This is a genomic window from Rhizobium sp. BK049, from assembly GCF_014193135.1.
GTDB lineage: Bacteria > Pseudomonadota > Alphaproteobacteria > Rhizobiales > Rhizobiaceae > Rhizobium.
This window is the reverse complement of record NZ_JACHYV010000002.1, coordinates 48,389-65,080: the sequence shown is the minus strand read 5'-3', so window position 1 is coordinate 65,080 and position 16,692 is coordinate 48,389. Positions and strand designations below refer to the sequence as shown.

Below are 16,692 nucleotides of genomic sequence, written 5' to 3'. Positions count from 1 at the left end.
TGGCGCTTGTCCGGACGGCAGGCGCCATTACATTGCGCGCTCGTTCCATCATGTGACGCCAAAGAGGATATACGCTGATGCAGGATATCATGACGCTCATTCAGGACCCGGCCGCCTGGGTGGCGCTCATCACACTGGTGGTGATGGAAGTCGTTCTCGGGATCGACAACCTGATCTTCATTTCCATTCTGACCAACAAACTGCCTCCTGAGCACCGCGAGAGAGCTCGCCGGATCGGCATCGGCCTTGCCCTCGTCATGCGTCTGGCGTTGCTCGGCACCGTTGCCTGGATCGTGCAACTGACCGAACCGCTGTTTGAAGCCTTCGGCCACGGCTTCTCATGGAAGGACCTGATCCTGATCGCCGGCGGCCTGTTCCTCGTCTGGAAAGCCACCAAGGAAATTCACCACAGCGTCGACCCCGTAGACCATCAGGAAGATTTCATCGCCACGTCGGCAACGACAGGCTTTGCATCGGCGATCGGTCAGATCCTGCTGCTCGACCTGGTCTTCTCCGTCGACAGCATCATCACCGCCGTCGGCATGACGCCACATCTGCCGATTATGGTGATCGCCGTCATCGCCGCTGTGACCGTCATGCTGGTTGCCGCGACCCCGCTCGCCAACTTCATCGAAAGAAATCCGACGATCGTCATGCTGGCGCTCGCCTTCTTGCTGATGATCGGCACGACGCTGATCGCCGAAGGCATGGGCTTCCACGTGCCGAAGGGCTACGTCTACGCCGCCATGGCCTTCTCGGCGCTGGTCGAGGTGCTGAACATGTTCGCACGCAACGCCCGCAAGCGGAAACGCGAAGGCGCGCACTGAGGCAGATACGGGAGCGTGCGCCGCAACCGGCGCACCTTCTCAGCGTCCGCAAGCCGTTGCGGACGCGGTTTTTCTTGACGCGCCCGGTTGAATATGGCCTAAGGCCAGCCGAACGGACGATCGGCGAATGGTGCGGGCGAATGCCCTTTTTCGGCCGGTTTGCCGATGAAGATATCTGCATCCTTCCGGCCGAACGTCGCTTTCCCGTGAAAGCAGTCCGGCATTCATTGACGGGCACATACAATGACAAATTCCGGGACAGCTTCCGGCGTCCGCGTCCGCATCGCTCCCTCGCCGACCGGCGAGCCGCATGTCGGCACCGCTTATATCGCTCTCTTCAACTACCTCTTTGCCAAGAAGCACGGTGGCGAGTTCATCCTGCGCATCGAAGATACCGATGCGACGCGCTCGACCCCGGAATTCGAGACCAAGGTGCTGGACGCGCTGAAATGGTGCGGGCTGGAATGGAAGGAAGGCCCCGATATCGGCGGTCCCTACGGCCCTTATCGCCAGTCCGACCGCAAGCCGATGTACCAGCCCTATGCACAGGAGCTGCTGGACAATGGCCATGCCTTCCGCTGTTTCTGCACGCCTGCGCGGCTGGAGCAGATGCGCGAGGCGCAGCGCGCCGACGGCAAGCCGCCGAAATACGACGGTCTCTGCCTGAACCTCACGGCCGAAGAAGTCACCTCGCGCATGGCGGCCGGCGAAAGCACCGTCATCCGCATGAAGATCCCGGCCGAAGGCTCGTGCGACTTTACCGACGGCGTCTACGGCGACGTCTCCATTCCGTGGGATTCCGTCGACATGCAGGTCCTCATCAAGGCCGACGGCATGCCGACCTATCACATGGCCAATGTTATCGACGATCATCTGATGAAGATCACCCATGTGGCGCGCGGCGAGGAATGGCTGGCGTCGGTGCCGAAGCACATCCTGCTCTATCGCTATTTCGGCTGGGAGCAGCCGGTCTTCATGCATCTGTCGTTGATGCGCAACGCCGACAAGTCGAAGCTGTCGAAGCGCAAGAACCCAACCTCGATCTCCTATTATTCCGCGCTCGGTTATATCCCCGAGGCGCTGATGAACTTCCTCGGCTTGTTCTTCATCCAGATCGCCGAAGGCGAAGAGCTTCTGACGATGGAAGAACTGTCCGAAAAGTTCGATCCGGACAATCTCTCCAAAGCAGGCGCGATCTTCGACATTCAGAAGCTCGACTGGCTGAACGGCCGCTGGATCCGCGAGAAGCTCTCCGAGGAGGAATTCCAGGCGCGTGTACTGACCTGGGCGATGGAGAACGATCGCCTGAAGGCCGGCCTGCGCCTGTCGCAGACGCGCATTTCCAAGCTCGGTGAACTGCCCGATCTAGCAGGCTTCCTGCTGAAATCCGATCTTAGCCTGCAGCCGTCCGATTTCGCCAAGATCAAATCGCCGCCGGAAGAGATCCTAGAGATCCTCAACACCGTCCAGCCCGATCTCGAAAAGATCCTGGAATGGAATGTCGAGACGATCGAGGCGGAGCTGCGCGCCGTCGCCGACCGCATGGGCAAAAAGCTGAAGGTCGTGGTGGCACCGCTCTTCGTCGCCGTCTCCGGCTCGTCGCGTTCGCTGCCGCTCTTCGATTCCATGGCGCTGCTCGGCCGCTCCGTCGTGCGCCAGCGCCTGAAGCTCGCAGCACAGGCGGTCGCCGCCCTCGTCGGCTCGAAATAAGAAAAGTCAGAGGATTTCGACAGTGGCTGACAACAAGACCGAAAACACCCTTTCCTCCGACGCGACCGAGGTGCGCGCCCAGAAGCTCAAGCTGCTGCGCGCGCAGATCGGCGATGTCTATCCGGCGCATTTTCACCGGACGCTGACCAATGCCGAGCTTGGCGCCAAGTATGAATCTCTGGAACCCGACGTCGAGACGCAGGATGTCGTCACCGTCGCCGGCCGCGTCTATTCCTCGCGCAATTCCGGCATGTTCATGGATATCCATGACGCCTCCGGCAAGATCCAGATCTTCAGCCACAAGGACACGACGCCGGAAGAGGCCCGCGCGCTGCTGCCGATGATCGATATCGGCGACATCATCGGTGTCACCGGCATCGTGCGCCGCACCAAGCGCGGCGAGCTGACGATCAACGCGCAGAAAATCGAAATGCTGACGAAGTCGCTGCTGCCGATGCCCGAGAAGTGGCACGGTCTCTCCGATATCGAGCTGCGTTATCGCAAGCGCCATCTCGACATCATGACCAACGAGGATTCGAAGCTGCGCTTCCAGCAGCGCTCGAAGATCGTCTCCGGAATCCGCCGTTTCATGGAGAATGACGGCTTCATGGAAGTCGAGACACCGATGCTGCATTCCGTCTATGGCGGCGCCACCGCCGAGCCGTTCAAGACGCATCACAACACGCTGAAGCTCGACATGTATCTGCGCATCGCGCCGGAACTGTTCCTGAAGCGTACGCTGGTCTCTGGCCTCACCGACAAGGTCTTCGAGATCAACCGGAACTTCCGCAACGAAGGCGTCTCCACCCGCCACAATCCCGAATTCACCATGATGGAGTGCTACTGGGCCTATGCCGATTACGAGGACATGATGGACCTCGTCGAGCGGCTGTTCGAGACCCTGGCGCTCTCCATTCATGGCACGACGGAATTCGACTTCGTCGACAAGCGCCTCTCCTTCAAGGGCCCGTTCAAACGTGTGCCGATGCCGGATGCCGTCAAGGAAGCAACCGGCATCGATTTCCTCGCCATCAAGACCGACGAGGAAGCCCGCGCCGCCGCCAAGGCTGCCGGCTTTGCGGTCGAGAAGGACTGGACCTGGGGCGAATGCCTCGCCTTCATCTTCGAGGAAAAGGTGGAAGCGACGCTGATCCAGCCGGCCCACGTCACGCATTTCCCGAAGGACATCTCGCCCTTCGCCAAGGAAGTGCCGGGCGAGCCGCGGCTTGTCGAACGCTTCGAGACCTATTGCAACGCCTGGGAACTCGGCAACGCCTTCTCGGAACTCAACGATCCCGAGGAACAGCGCCGCCGCATGGTCGAGCAGCTCGAGCAGGCGCATGCCCGCGGCGAAAAGGAAAAGCAGCTGGACGACGAATTCCTGGATGCGATCGACCAGGGCATGCCGCCGGCTGGTGGCCTCGGCATCGGCGTCGACCGTCTGATCATGCTTTTGACCAACGCGCCGTCGATCCGCGACGTCATCCTCTTCCCGGCCCGCCGCAGCAAGGCCGACTGACAGGAAAGAGGCAGGTTGATCAAAGCGGACTGCCGGCCGGCGCTCCGCTTTTTCATATGCCTGTTCAGTGGGTCTTGGCGGCTTCCGCCGACGGCTCTTCGGCCGGCGCTTCGGCCACTACATCGGCGCCGTCGCCCTCGGCAGCTGGCGCCGGTTCGCTTTCGGCAGCCGGTGCCGCGCCATGTCCCCCGCCCTCGGCCTTCTTGTCCTTCTCCTCAATCTTCTTGCCCGTCGCCTCGCCCTTGGTCGAGGCGACGGCGACCGGATCGACGCAATCCTCCGGATCCTTGAAGCCAGCGCTGATCATGGCGATCTCATCGGCCGGCAGTTCGATACGCTCGCCGAAGAACAATCCGTTTTCGCTGGCCTTGCCGTCGTAGTAGCGCGCCGTATAGCGCTTGTCGTCGAGGCCGGGAACGTTCTTGTCGGGATGCGGGATGAAGACGACATCGGCGCCTATCGCCCGGCCGCGAATATCGGCGCGCAGCGTTGGGCCGTTCTCATCAAGCACCACCACCTGTACCAGGTCCGGTTTCTGCGCGGCATAGACGGCCTGGGCGACACGGAGCGCGGTCCTGACCCGCGTCATCCCGTCGGTCGGTTCGGTCTTTATGTATTTCCGCACCCAGACATGATCCTGCTTTCTGATCGTCACAAGGTTGACGTCGCTGCATTCGAGTGCGCCGCCATCGGAGACGCCGATCAGCCTGTCCTTGCCGACATACAGCGCCGCGCCGCCGGAAATGCCCGCCAGAAGCGCGACTCCGCCGATGATGATTGCCAATTTCCGGGAAGGCCGGAATATGCGCAGTAAGGCCTTCACGCCAACTGCTCCGCCATCTCAAACTCCAACGCAGGACAGGTGCTGAGAATGCTAGGGAAATGACGTTTCGGAAAGTTTAAGTGGGCGCCCCGTGCTCGCTCCATTTCAGGAAAATCCCAAAAAAGGTCCGAATTTTTCGGCTGCTTGCCACGGCACATTCCGCCATGCTCTAAACACCCATGGCCTTCACGCTTCGCCAGATCCAATATTTCGTGGCCGTCGCCGAACAGGGTTCGGTGACACGAGCCGCGCAGAACCTTTCGATCTCGCAATCCTCGGTGACGGAAGCGCTGAAGGAGCTCGAAACCGATCTCGGCGTCGAACTCTTCGAGCGCCATCCGCGCGGCCTGACGATTACCCACAACGGACATCAGTTCCTCCGTCACGCGACCAAGATTCTCGCCTCCGTCTCCGATGCGCGGACCAGCTTCTCCGGCCAGCAGAGCACCCTCTCCGGCACGTTGAATATCGGCGTCACCTCGCTTGTCGCCGGCTACGTTCTCTCCGATCTGCTGGCGCGATACCGGCGCGCCTGCCCGGGCATCGAAGTCAGCGCCATCGAGGACAATGGCGGCTATCTCGAACATCTGCTGGTCGGCGGCGAACTCGACGTGGCGGTGATGGTGATATCCAATCTGCGCGACCGCATGGCGCTGCAGGCCGAAATCCTCGAAACCTCGCCCTATCGCCTCTGGCTGCCGATGGGCCATCCGCTGGTGTCGGCCGATATCATCTCTGTCGCCGATATCGCCCGCGAACCGCTGATCATGCTGACGGTCGACGAGATCGAGGAGAATACCGGCAAACTGCTCTCCGCACTCGGCGCCCGCCCGCACGTCGCCTTCCGCACCCGCTCGGTGGAAGCGGTGCGCAGCCTGGTCGCCACAGGCGCCGGCGTGGCGCTGCTTCCCGATCTTGTCTACCGACCCTGGTCGCTCGAAGGCGACCGCATCGAGAGCCGCGACGTCTCCGGCTCGCTGCCGGTCGTCCAGGTGGGCATGGTCTGGCGCAAGGGCTCGAGCCTGCCGCAGGCGGCGCGCGATTTCGTCGGCATCGCCGAAACCATGCGGTCCGGCCGGCTTCGCTGATATCGGAATTTCCGATATCGCCTTTCTGATAAATGAATTTGCGAAACCGGGCTTTTGGCGTCACCTTTTCAACCGGGAACAAATCGCCACAGAAGTGGCACCAAACCGGGAGACGCAGATGACGAATCTCTTGAAATCCTGCACGGCAGCACTCGCCTGCCTGAGCTTCGCGACACAGGTGGTCGCCGCCGAACCGCTGAAGGCCTTGGGTAAGGGCGAAGGCGCGGTCAGCATCGTCGCCTGGGCCGGCTACATCGAACGCGGCGAAACCGACAAGAATTACGACTGGGTCACCGGCTTCGAAAAGGAAACCGGCTGCAAGGTCTCAGTCAAGACTGCCGCCACATCCGATGAGATGGTGTCGCTGATGAACGAAGGTGGCTTCGATCTCGTCACCGCATCCGGCGACGCGTCGCTTCGCCTCATCGCCGGCAAGCGTGTCCAGCCGATCAATACCGATCTGATCCCGAGCTTCAAGAATGTCGACAAGCGCCTGCAGGACGGCCCATGGTACACGGTCGGCGGCGTGCATTACGGCGTGCCCTATCTCTGGGGGCCGAACGTCCTGATGTACAATACCGACGCCTTCAAGGACAAGGCGCCGACCAGCTGGGGTGTCGTCTTCGAGGAGCAGACCCTGCCGGACGGCAAGTCAAACAAGGGCCGCGTCCAGGCCTATGACGGCGCGATCTATATCGCCGATGCGGCCATGTATCTGATGGCCCATAAGCCCGATCTCGGCATCAAGGACCCGTACGAACTGACCGAGGACCAGTACAAGGCCGCCCTCGACCTGTTGCGCGGCCAGCGCAAGCTCGTCTCACGCTACTGGCACGACGCGATGATCCAGATCGACGACTTCAAAAACGAAGGCGTCGTCGCCTCCGGCTCCTGGCCCTTCCAGGTCAACCTGCTCCAGGCCGACAAGCAGAAGATCGCCTCCACCTTTCCGGATGAAGGCGTCACCGGCTGGGCCGACACGACCATGCTGCACGCCGACAGCGAACATCCGAACTGCGCCTATATGTGGATGGAACATTCGCTGCAGGCCAAGGTCCAGGGCGACGCCGCCGCGTGGTTCGGCGCCGTGCCCTCCGTTCCCGCTGCCTGCAAGGGCAACGAGCTGATGGGAGAAACCGGCTGCGCCACCAACGGCTTCGATCACTTCGACAAGATCAAGTTCTGGAAAACACCGGTCGCCAAATGCGCAACGCAGAGCGAATGCGTGCCCTATCACCGCTGGGTGTCGGATTACATCGGCGTGATTGGCGGGCGGTAATAGCCAAGTCGGCTTGTGTGGTTGAAGACCCCTCCCCAACCCCTCCCCACAAGGGGAGGGGCTACAAGTGGCACCGCCTCGCTCCTCTTGAACACGGAGTTCTTTGCGAGGGTGCGGCAGATTAAGCCCCTCCCCTTGTGGGGAGGGTTTGGGGCGGGGTCTTTTAAGCCGCGACCGACGCCCTCTATTGAAAGACCCGGAGCCTTCCATGACGCCAGCCGTCCGCTTCCAACAGGTATCGCGCCATTTCGGCCAGGTTCGCGCCGTCGACGGCGTCGATCTCGAAATAGCGCCGGGCGAGTTCTTCGCCATGCTCGGCCCGTCGGGTTCCGGCAAGACGACATGCCTTAGATTGATCGCCGGCTTCGAACAGCCGACAGCAGGCCACATTCAGATCTTCGGCGAGACGGCCGACGGCGTTCCGCCCTATCGACGCAACGTCAACACCGTATTCCAGGATTACGCGCTCTTCCCGCATCTCAACATCCTCGACAACGTCGCCTACGGGCTGATGGTCAAGGGCGTCGGCAAGGCGGAGCGGATGAAGGCAGCGGGAGAAGCCCTCGAGCTCGTCAAACTGCCGGGTTATGGCGGCCGCCGCCCCGGCCAGCTCTCCGGCGGCCAGCGGCAGCGCGTGGCGCTCGCCCGCGCCCTCGTCAACAAGCCGAAGGTGCTGCTGCTCGATGAGCCGCTCGGTGCGCTGGACCTGAAGCTGCGGGAGCAGATGCAGGAGGAATTGAAGAGCCTGCAGCGCGCGCTCGGCATCACCTTTGTCTTCGTCACCCATGATCAGGGCGAGGCGCTGTCCATGGCTGATCGCGTCGCGGTCTTCAACAATGGCAATATCGTCCAGCACGGCACGCCGCAGGATATCTACCGCTGCCCGAAGACCCGTTTCGTCGCCGATTTCGTCGGCTCGTCCAATGTAATCGCGCCTGATCTGATGGCCGCGATCGGCGGCGAGAAACGCTGGGCGAGCCTGCGCCCCGAGGCGATCCGGCTGGCAAGCGACGGCATCGAGGCGAAGGTCGAGCATGCGAGCTTCCTCGGCGCCGCCACCCGTCTCAGCGTCGACCTGCAGGGCAGCCGGCTGCATGTCACGCTTCCGGCAGGCATGCCTGTGCCGGATATCGGCGCCGGCATCCGGCTTGCCTGGCAGCCCGCCGACATCCACTACATGGACGATGCTGCATGACGGCACTCATCATCTCCGACGGCAAGACATCGATCCTTCCGGGACGCAGTGGCGTCTTCGGCCGGCTGTCGGATGCCTTCTGGCGGCACCCGAAGCTTTTGCTGTTCCTGATGCTGACACCGCCCCTGCTCTGGCTCGGCATCATCTATATCGGCTCGCTCATCGCCCTGCTTCTGCAGAGTTTCTTCTCGATCGACGATTTTTCCGGACTGGTGAACTACGAATTCACGCTGTCGACCTACGCCCAGCTTCTGAGCCCGACGAATTTCGACATCATTATCCGCACCGTCGTAATGGCGGTGCTGGTCACCGTCGCTTCCGCACTCATCGCCTTCCCGATAGCCTACTACGCCGCCCGTTATGCGCGGGGCAAATGGAAGGTGCTGTTTTATCTCGGCGTCATGCTGCCGCTCTGGTCGAGTTATCTCGTCAAGATCTACGCCTGGAAGCTGATCCTCGCTAAAGAAGGCATCCTGACGTGGATCTTCGAACAGCTCCATCTCTCCTGGCTTCTCGACGGCGTCCTGAACCTGCCCGTCGTCGGCGGCAATTCGCTTTCGGTCAGCTACCTCGGCACCTTCATCGTCTTCGTCTATATCTGGCTGCCCTACATGATCTTGCCGACTCAGGCGGCCCTCGAGCGTGTGCCCGGCAACCTGATTGAGGCCTCGGCGGATCTCGGCGCCACCCCGCGCCAGACATTCCGCACCGTGCTGCTGCCCCTGGCACTCCCCGGCATCGTCGCCGGTTCGATTTTTACCTTTTCGCTGACACTCGGCGATTACATCATCCCGCAGATCATCGGCTCTTCCAGGCTGTTCATCGGCCAGGCCGTCTATGCGCAGCAGGGGACGGCTGGCAACGTGCCGCTGGCGGCTGCCTTCTCGGTCGTGCCGATCGTCATCATGGCGCTTTATCTGTCGCTCGCCAAAAGACTGGGGGCCTTCGATGCGCTCTGATCTCAAGACATCGCCGCTGCCCTTGAAGATCGCCGCCGCCGGCGGGCTGCTTTTCCTGCACCTGCCGATCCTGCTGATCTTCGTCTATGCCTTCACGACGGAGGAGAAGAGCTATCAGTGGCCGCCACCCGGGTTGACGCTGCAATGGTTCGCCGTTGCTTGGAACCGGCCCGACGTCTGGTCGGCGCTCGGCCTTTCCGTGCAGGTCGCCGTCATCGCCACCGCGATCGCGCTGATCCTCGGCACGCTCTGTGCCGCTGCCGTCAGCCAGACGAAGTTCTTCGGCCGCGAGGCGATCTCGCTGCTGGTCATCCTGCCGATCGCGCTTCCCGGCATCATCACCGGCATTGCGCTGCGCTCCGCCTTCAGCCTCTTCGACATCCCGTTCTCGGTCTGGACCATCGTGCTCGGCCACGCCACCTTCTGCGTGGTGGTCGTCTACAACAACGCCGTCGCCCGCTTCCGCCGCACCTCCGGCTCGCTGATCGAAGCTTCGATGGATCTCGGCGCCGACGGCTTCCAGACCTTCCGCCATGTCATCCTGCCGAATATCGGCACCGCCCTGCTTGCCGGCGGCATGCTCGCTTTTGCCCTGTCCTTCGATGAGGTCATCGTCACCACCTTCACCGGCGGCCAGCAATCGACGCTGCCGATCTGGATGCTCGAAGAACTCATCCGCCCGCGCCAGCGCCCCGTCACCAATGTGGTCGCCATGGTCGTGGTGCTCGTCACCTTCCTGCCGATCCTGGCAGCCTATTACCTCACCCGCGACGGCGACCAGATCGCCGGTGCCGGCAAATAACAGGGAGAACATCATGGATACGCAAATGTTGATCGGTTCCCGCTTCGAAAAAGGCACGGAGACGGAAGAGCACATCCTGAACCCGAGGACCGGAGAGACGGTGATCGACCTTCCCGAGGCCTCGCTCTCCCAGGTCGATGCCGCCGTCGATGCCGCCGAAAAAGCCTTCAAGAGCTGGTCGCAGACGACGCCTTCCGAACGCTCGAGTTACCTGCTGAAGATCGCCGACGCTATCGAGAAGGACGCCGCCGGTTTCGCCGCGCTGGAAGCGCTGAACTGCGGCAAGCCGATCAATTCAGTACTGAACGATGAAATCCCGGCAATCGTCGATTGTTACCGCTTCTTCGCGGGGGCAGTGCGCAACCTGCACGGACCGGCCGCCGGCGAATACTTGCCCGGCCACACCTCGATGATCCGCCGTGATCCGATCGGCATCGTCGGCTCGATCGCGCCGTGGAACTATCCGTTGATGATGATGGCCTGGAAGCTGGCGCCGGCAATCGCGGGCGGCAACACCGTCGTCTTCAAACCCTCGGAACAGACGCCGCTGACAGCGCTGAAGATGGCGAAGCTGCTTTCCGACATCCTTCCCGAAGGCGTGGTCAACGTCATCCTCGGCCGCGGCGAAAGCGTCGGCAATGCGCTGATCAACCACGCCAAGGTCAACATGATCTCGATCACGGGCGATGTCGCCACCGGCAAGAAGGTGCTGCAGGCCGCCGCCAAGACCGTCAAGCGCACGCATCTGGAACTCGGCGGCAAGGCCCCGGTCATCGTCTTCGACGATGCCGATATCGATGCCGTCGTGTCAGGCATCCGCACCTTCGGTTATTACAATGCCGGTCAGGACTGCACCGCGGCCTGCCGCATCTATGCCGACGCCAAGGTCTACGACAATTTCGTTGCCGATCTCTCTTCGGCCGTCTCAAGCATCCGTTTCAACCAGGCGGACGATACCGAAAACGAGATCGGTCCGCTGATCTCCAGGCGCCAGCGTGACCGCGTCGAAAGCTTCGTCGCCCGCGCTTCCGAGCACAAGCACATGGAAATCACCACCGGCGGCAAGGTCTCCGGCGACAAAGGCTTCTTCTTCACGCCGACCGTCATTGCGGGCGCCTTGCAGGACGACGAGATCGTCCGCCGCGAGGTCTTCGGCCCGGTCGTCTCCGTCACCCGCTTCTCCGACGCTGACGATGCCATCGCTTGGGCGAACGACAGCGATTACGGCCTCGCCTCCTCGGTCTGGACCAGGGATATTGGCCGCGGCATGAAGACCGCCGGCCGCCTGCAATATGGCTGCACCTGGATCAACACGCATTTCATGCTGGTCAACGAGATGCCGCATGGTGGCCTCAAACAGTCGGGTTACGGCAAGGACATGTCCGTCTATGCGCTGGAGGATTATACCGCCGTTCGCCATGTGATGATCAATCACGGCTGACCGGCGAAAACGGCAAGGATATAGAAGCCACGCCGACAGCAGGAACATCGTCCAATTTCGCGCGACATGGAACAATTTCCCGGTTGCCGCGTCTTTTCAGACAAACGCAAAGGATGATGTCATGCTGAAATGGGCTCTGATATTCTTCGTGATTTCGATCATCGCCGGCTTCTTTGGCTTCTCCGGCGTCTCCGCCGCCACCGCGACCATCGCCCGCGTGCTCTTCGGTATTGCACTGGTGATCTTCCTGATCTTCCTGGTTCTGGCGCTGATGGCCGGCCAGGCGGTCTTGTAAGCGGGCGCCGCCCAATCCGGAGCAATTCCGCGGCTCGGAAGAGCCGCGGAATGTTCATGGCGCGCAAAAGCCTGCAGCAATTGGCTACAGCATGGCCCTCAGCCAGGGATGAAGGCTGCTAGCCCGCCTTTTCAGCAGATTGTCGACCGATACCGAACCCGCTCCGGAAGCGGCGAGGACGAACATGCCGCCGGCAATCGCCAGGTCCTTCTCGAAATGCAAGAGTTCGTTTTGGCTGGTAAAGTTCGTATGAAAGAGAAAGGCGGTCGCCAGGCAGAAGAGCGCCAGCGCCGTGGCACCCAGCCGACCGAGGAAACCCGCCGCAACGGAAATGCCGGCGCCGATTTGAAGAGCGATGGTGGCCAAGGCTACCGGCGCCGACAGCCCTAAGTTCGCGAAGGTGTCGATGGTCGACCCGAGATCTGCCGCAAGAGACGAGCCTTCGTGCAGAAAAATCAGCGCCAGCAGAAGCCTGCCCAGAAGTAGAACGAGGTCGGCTGATCGGAACCGGCTTGCGACGCTTTTCATCATACCCTCCGCTTTGCAGAGCAGGTGGACCGGTCGTGTGGCCCCTGCGTTAATTCCGTCCCGTCTCCCGGGTGTTATGGGCTGGATTCTCCCGGTCGCCGGCTACGGCGCATTATAACAGGCTTGCACCGACATTGATCGCCAGCGCCAGGATCGTCGTGTTGAACAGGAACGACAGCACGGCATGCAGCAGTGTTAGCTTGCGCATGCTGGTCGAACTGACCGCGACATCCGCGGTCTGCGCGGCAACGCCGACGGTGAAGGAGAAATAGAGGAAGTCCCAATAGCCGGGCTCTTCGATGCCGTCGGGGAATTTGAGGCCGCTCTCTTCGTCCGCCCCGCCATAGAAATAATGGGCATAGTGGATGGTGAAAAGCGTATGCAGAAAAATCCACGAGATCAGAATCGTCAGCACCGCGGCACCCGCTCGCGACAGCGCAACATCAGGTGGCGCCTCCTTGATCGAATGAAGCTCGGTGCCGATGCCGACGATGCTCGCAAGCGCAGCACCGATTGAAAGGGCCAGCAAAACGGTATCCGAAAAATCGAGATCGGCGGCGCGTTTCCGGATCGATTCGACCGTCGCCCGCAGCATCTTGCGCCAGCTGAGCGCGACAAAAACAATGGCGCTGATATTCCAGCCGAACAGGATATTGCCGGCACTGACCTCCCGCGAGGTCAGAGCCAAGAAGACCACCAGTCCGGCAACAGCGGCAATGATGAAGCTTGCGTGCTTGCGGGCAAGTGCCACAGGCGACCTTGCCGGTTCCTCGTCCGCCATATCGGTCTCCGACAGCATATGTCATTGATAAGAGCATGAAAATGGCGCGGTTGCCAGCCCGGCATCCGCGCCTTCGATCGTTGGCGTGCTCTATCAGGCGGCAGCGAGCTGCAGTTCCTTCTGCACCATGGTGCGCAGCGTCGACAGGTCCTTGGCGAAGGCGCGGATGCCTTCCGCGAGCTTTTCCGTCGCCATCGCGTCTTCGTTCATCATCCAGCGGAAGGTCTTTTCGTCGACGGCGATTTTGGCAGCCGGCCTGACCGTTTCAGGCGACAGCTTGCGCTCGAGCTTGCCTTGGTCGTTCGAAAGCTCGTCGAGCAGGTTCGGAGCGATGGTCAGGCGATCGCAACCGGCCAGCGCTTCGATCTCGCCGGTATTGCGGAAGGAGGCGCCCATGACGACCGTCTTGATGTCGTTGGCCTTGTAGTAGTTGTAGATGTCACGGACGGAGATGACGCCCGGATCCTCCTCGGCAGTGAAATCCTTGCCCGTCGACTTCTTGTACCAGTCGAGGATACGGCCGACGAAGGGCGAAATCAGGAAAACCTTGGCATCGGCGCAGGCGATCGCCTGCGCCTTGGAGAAGAGCAACGTCAGATTGCAGTCGATGCCCTCCTTCTGCAGGATTTCCGCTGCGCGAATGCCTTCCCAGGTAGACGCGAGCTTGATCAGGATACGGTCTTTCTCGATGCCGCGTTCCTTGTAGGCGGCAATGATGCTGCGTGCCTTGTTCAGCGATGCTTCGGTATCGAAGGACAGGTCGGCATCGACTTCCGTCGAAACGCGGCCGGGAACGAGCTTCACCAGGGCGGCGCCGACCGAGATGGCAAGGCGGTCGGCAACGGCTGCAGCGGCAACATTTGCATCGCCGCCGAGCTTCTTGCCCCAGGCGATCGCTTCCTTCATGTCGTCTGCGAACATTTCGGTACCGAGCGCCTTTAGGACGATGGATGGATTGGTCGTGCAGTCGACCGGCTTCAGGCGGGCGACTGCCTGAATATCGCCTGTATCGGCGACGACGGTGGTAATCTCGCGGAGTTGGTCAAGCTTGGATGTCATGGTTGGTGATCCTTATTGAATTCAAAGCGGACCGGCGCGACTTCCGCCCGGCAAAGAGATGATCTAGGGACAGATGTTTTGCATGCTGCGGGCGAATATACGCGCTTCCGTCACGGATGATTCATAAACGTGAGGGACAGTCGACGTGTTCCGGCCGCATGCGAACGGCTGCTCGAACGCAGGCGATACCGCCTGCGGCGCAAAGGCCGGTCGTGACTTTCGGCATGCCCGCACTATGTCCTCCTCGGACTGACAGGGACGACTTTGTGTCGCGAGGACTATCGCCGTTCGCGCAAGGAAAAGTCAAGGACATTTGTGCATTCTGATTGACATAAGTGTCACACCCGTCATTATCCCGGCAGCAAACGCATAGGCGCAGCCTTTCGTCCCATCAGGGATTTAGGCGAAAATCCTGCGGGAGGAGACGTGGTCAAGCTCAAACGCGGCACCCATACCGCCTATTCCGAGGCATCCTCGCTGCGGCTGAGGGCTGCATGGCTCTATTACAATGAGGGCCTGACCCAGAAAGACGTCGCCGAACAGCTCGGCATCAGCCGGACGACGGTGATCCGCCTGCTCGACGAGTCGATGAAACGCAGCGAAGTCCAGATCTGGATCAACGGTTCGATCGGCGATTGCGTCGAGCTTTCGGTCAAGCTGGAGCGTGCCTATGGCCTCGACGAAGCGATCGTCGTGCCTGCGCCGGTTCATGGCGATGTCGATTCACTGGCAAAGAACGTCGGCTTGGCGCTTGGCCAGTTCCTCTCCGAAGCCATTCCCGACGACTATACGATCGGTGTCGGCTGGGGCCGCACCATGACCGCCTCGCTGGCGAGCTTCCGGCCGCCACGCCGCGCCAATTGTAAGGTCGTTTCGCTGCTCGGCGGCATCGTTGCCGTGCATCAGACGAATCCGATCGATTACACTTGGCGGCTGGCCAACCAGCTCGGCGCCGAATGTTACATGTTCCTGGCGCCGCTTCTCGTCGATTCCATCGAAACCAAACGCAATCTGATCGACAAATGCGGGTTGGACACGATCTACCGCCTCGCCGAGAACCTCGATCTCGCGATCGTCAGCTGCGGTGATATCGGGCCGCACTCGACCTCGCTATCGGAAGGCTGGATATCGAAGGCCGAGTTGCAAGAACTGATCAATGCCGGCTGCGTCTGCGACACCATGTTCAATTTCCTCGACAAGGACGGCAATTCGGTCGATCACTCGATCAACCAGCGCGTGATGTCCGTCGACCTCGACATGCTGAAAGAGGCCAAGCACATCGTGCTTTCCTCCGGCGGCGCCCACCGGGCCACCGCCATCCGCGCCACGATCAAGCGCATCGGCTGCAACACGCTGATCACCGATGAAGGTGCGGCGCAAGCATTGCTGGAACTTGCCGAACAGGCCTAAAAGGCGCCGCGATCTCGGAGATTGGCATGCCGTGCTTTTTGCTGGGCATGCTTTACGCATGCGCCGATTCCCAACCGAGCATCGCCCGTTTGCGGGTGAGGCCCCAGTGGTAGCCCGTCAGCGCACCGTTCTTGCCGAGCGCCCGGTGGCAAGGCACCACGAAGGAGATCGGATTTGCCCCGACCGCCGCGCCCACTGCGCGCTGCGCCGTCGGCCGGCCAATATCGTTGGCGATGTCGGAATAGGTGACCGCCTTGCCGAACGGTATCTTCATGAGGCTCTGCCAGACGCGCACCTGGAAGTCCGTCCCGATCAGCACGACGCGAAGCGGCTGCTCGGAAGACCATTTTCCGGGTTGGAAGATGCGGGCGGCATAGGGCACCGTCGCCTGCAGGTCTTCGATGTATTCGGCATTCGGCCAGCGGCAGGTCATGTCCTCGAGGCAAGCCCGTTCCCCGCCGGAATCGCTGAAGGCAAGGCCGGCAAGACCGCGATCGGTCACCATGATCAGCGCCACGCCGAAGGGGCAGATGTGGAAACCGTAGCGGATGGTGAGGCCGCCCCCTTTTGCCTTCCATTCGCCGGGTGACATCGCCTCATGGGTCACGAAAAGGTCGTGAAGGCGGCTCGGCCCGGAGAGGCCGACTTCGATCGACGTCTCGAGCAACGGCATGTCTTCCTTGCGCAGCAGCCGCTTGGCGTGGTCGAGCGTCACCGCCTGCAGGAAACCTTTCGGCGAGAGGCCGGCCCAGCGGGTGAAGGTCTTCTGCAGCTGCGTCGGCGACTGGTTGAGCCTAGCGGCGATCGCCTCCAGCGACGGCTGGTCGCGATAATCCTCGGTGATGAGTTCGATGACCCGACGGACGATATCGTAATCGGGGCCGTCAGGCGTGATGTCGGTCTGCAGGTTCGCGATCATATCCATGGTCTTTCTCCTTGTAACAAGGAGATAATCAATAGGGCCGGGGCAAACCAC

Annotated in this window: 16 protein-coding genes; 11 read left to right on the top strand and 5 right to left on the bottom strand. The window is 61.4% G+C overall.

What is annotated here, in order from left to right; translation table 11 throughout:
• Positions 1–77: 77 nt before the first annotated feature.
• From FHT70_RS02295 to lysS, 3 genes are all read left to right on the top strand, one after another.
• On the top strand, positions 78–827 hold the full coding sequence (locus tag FHT70_RS02295) for a TerC family protein (protein ID WP_097597189.1): 750 nt from the start codon (positions 78–80) through the stop codon (positions 825–827).
• Positions 828–1,070: 243 nt separating this feature from the next.
• Positions 1,071–2,537 carry a glutamate--tRNA ligase gene (gltX, locus tag FHT70_RS02290; RefSeq protein WP_085779528.1) on the top strand — a complete coding sequence of 489 codons (1,467 nt, stop codon included), beginning with the start codon at positions 1,071–1,073 and terminating at the stop codon, positions 2,535–2,537.
• A gap of 22 nt (positions 2,538–2,559) precedes the next feature.
• On the top strand, positions 2,560–4,056 hold the full coding sequence (gene lysS, locus FHT70_RS02285) for a lysine--tRNA ligase (RefSeq protein WP_183698624.1): 1,497 nt from the start codon (positions 2,560–2,562) through the stop codon (positions 4,054–4,056).
• A gap of 64 nt (positions 4,057–4,120) precedes the next feature.
• Here lysS and FHT70_RS02280 read toward each other — a convergent pair whose 3' ends face one another.
• Positions 4,121–4,879: a hypothetical protein gene (locus tag FHT70_RS02280; RefSeq protein WP_183698622.1), complete on the bottom strand. Its 759-nt coding sequence runs from the start codon at positions 4,877–4,879 to the stop codon at positions 4,121–4,123.
• Between the two features lie 179 nt (positions 4,880–5,058).
• Here FHT70_RS02280 and FHT70_RS02275 point away from each other — a divergent pair, with 179 nt between their 5' ends.
• The 7 genes from FHT70_RS02275 to FHT70_RS02245 all read left to right on the top strand — a co-directional run bounded on the left by FHT70_RS02275 (position 5,059) and on the right by FHT70_RS02245 (position 11,938).
• Positions 5,059–5,967, top strand: coding sequence for a LysR family transcriptional regulator (locus FHT70_RS02275; RefSeq protein WP_097597185.1), 909 nt, complete (start codon positions 5,059–5,061; stop codon positions 5,965–5,967).
• 118 nt (positions 5,968–6,085) lie between these two features.
• Entirely contained in the window at positions 6,086–7,246 is a 1,161-nt protein-coding gene (locus tag FHT70_RS02270) for an ABC transporter substrate-binding protein (protein WP_183698620.1), read from the top strand.
• A 208-nt stretch (positions 7,247–7,454) separates the two neighbouring features.
• Positions 7,455–8,441, top strand: coding sequence for an ABC transporter ATP-binding protein (locus tag FHT70_RS02265; RefSeq protein ID WP_183698618.1), 987 nt, complete (start codon positions 7,455–7,457; stop codon positions 8,439–8,441).
• Positions 8,438–9,400 carry an ABC transporter permease gene (locus FHT70_RS02260; RefSeq protein WP_183698616.1) on the top strand — a complete coding sequence of 321 codons (963 nt, stop codon included), beginning with the start codon at positions 8,438–8,440 and terminating at the stop codon, positions 9,398–9,400. The genes FHT70_RS02265 and FHT70_RS02260 overlap by 4 nt, the downstream gene beginning before the upstream one ends.
• Positions 9,390–10,202 carry an ABC transporter permease gene (locus FHT70_RS02255; protein WP_183698614.1) on the top strand — a complete coding sequence of 271 codons (813 nt, stop codon included), beginning with the start codon at positions 9,390–9,392 and terminating at the stop codon, positions 10,200–10,202. Before FHT70_RS02260 ends, FHT70_RS02255 begins: the two co-directional genes overlap by 11 nt.
• A gap of 13 nt (positions 10,203–10,215) precedes the next feature.
• Entirely contained in the window at positions 10,216–11,643 is a 1,428-nt protein-coding gene (locus FHT70_RS02250) for a gamma-aminobutyraldehyde dehydrogenase (RefSeq protein WP_183698612.1), read from the top strand.
• Positions 11,644–11,764: 121 nt separating this feature from the next.
• The gene (locus FHT70_RS02245) at positions 11,765–11,938 is read left to right on the top strand and encodes a DUF1328 domain-containing protein (RefSeq protein WP_004678026.1); all 174 of its coding nucleotides are present in this window, start codon (positions 11,765–11,767) and stop codon (positions 11,936–11,938) included.
• A gap of 84 nt (positions 11,939–12,022) precedes the next feature.
• On the opposite strand, the gene FHT70_RS02240 is transcribed toward FHT70_RS02245, so the two are convergent.
• From FHT70_RS02240 to tal, 3 genes are all read right to left on the bottom strand, one after another.
• A complete protein-coding gene (locus tag FHT70_RS02240; protein WP_183698610.1) occupies positions 12,023–12,469 on the bottom strand; it encodes a DoxX family protein in 447 nt (148 codons plus the stop codon).
• Between the two features lie 109 nt (positions 12,470–12,578).
• Positions 12,579–13,247 carry a DUF1345 domain-containing protein gene (locus FHT70_RS02235; protein ID WP_183698608.1) on the bottom strand — a complete coding sequence of 223 codons (669 nt, stop codon included), beginning with the start codon at positions 13,245–13,247 and terminating at the stop codon, positions 12,579–12,581.
• A gap of 93 nt (positions 13,248–13,340) precedes the next feature.
• Positions 13,341–14,306, bottom strand: a complete 966-nt coding sequence (gene tal / locus FHT70_RS02230; protein WP_085779539.1) for a transaldolase — start codon at positions 14,304–14,306, stop codon at positions 13,341–13,343.
• A gap of 426 nt (positions 14,307–14,732) precedes the next feature.
• Between tal and FHT70_RS02225 the strand changes: the two genes are divergently transcribed.
• Positions 14,733–15,716 (top strand): sugar-binding transcriptional regulator, encoded by a 984-nt coding sequence (locus tag FHT70_RS02225; protein ID WP_183698606.1) that lies wholly within the window; start codon positions 14,733–14,735, stop codon positions 15,714–15,716.
• A gap of 52 nt (positions 15,717–15,768) precedes the next feature.
• Here FHT70_RS02225 and FHT70_RS02220 read toward each other — a convergent pair whose 3' ends face one another.
• On the bottom strand, positions 15,769–16,641 hold the full coding sequence (locus FHT70_RS02220) for a bifunctional helix-turn-helix domain-containing protein/methylated-DNA--[protein]-cysteine S-methyltransferase (RefSeq protein ID WP_183698604.1): 873 nt from the start codon (positions 16,639–16,641) through the stop codon (positions 15,769–15,771).
• Positions 16,642–16,692: the final 51 nt, after the last annotated feature.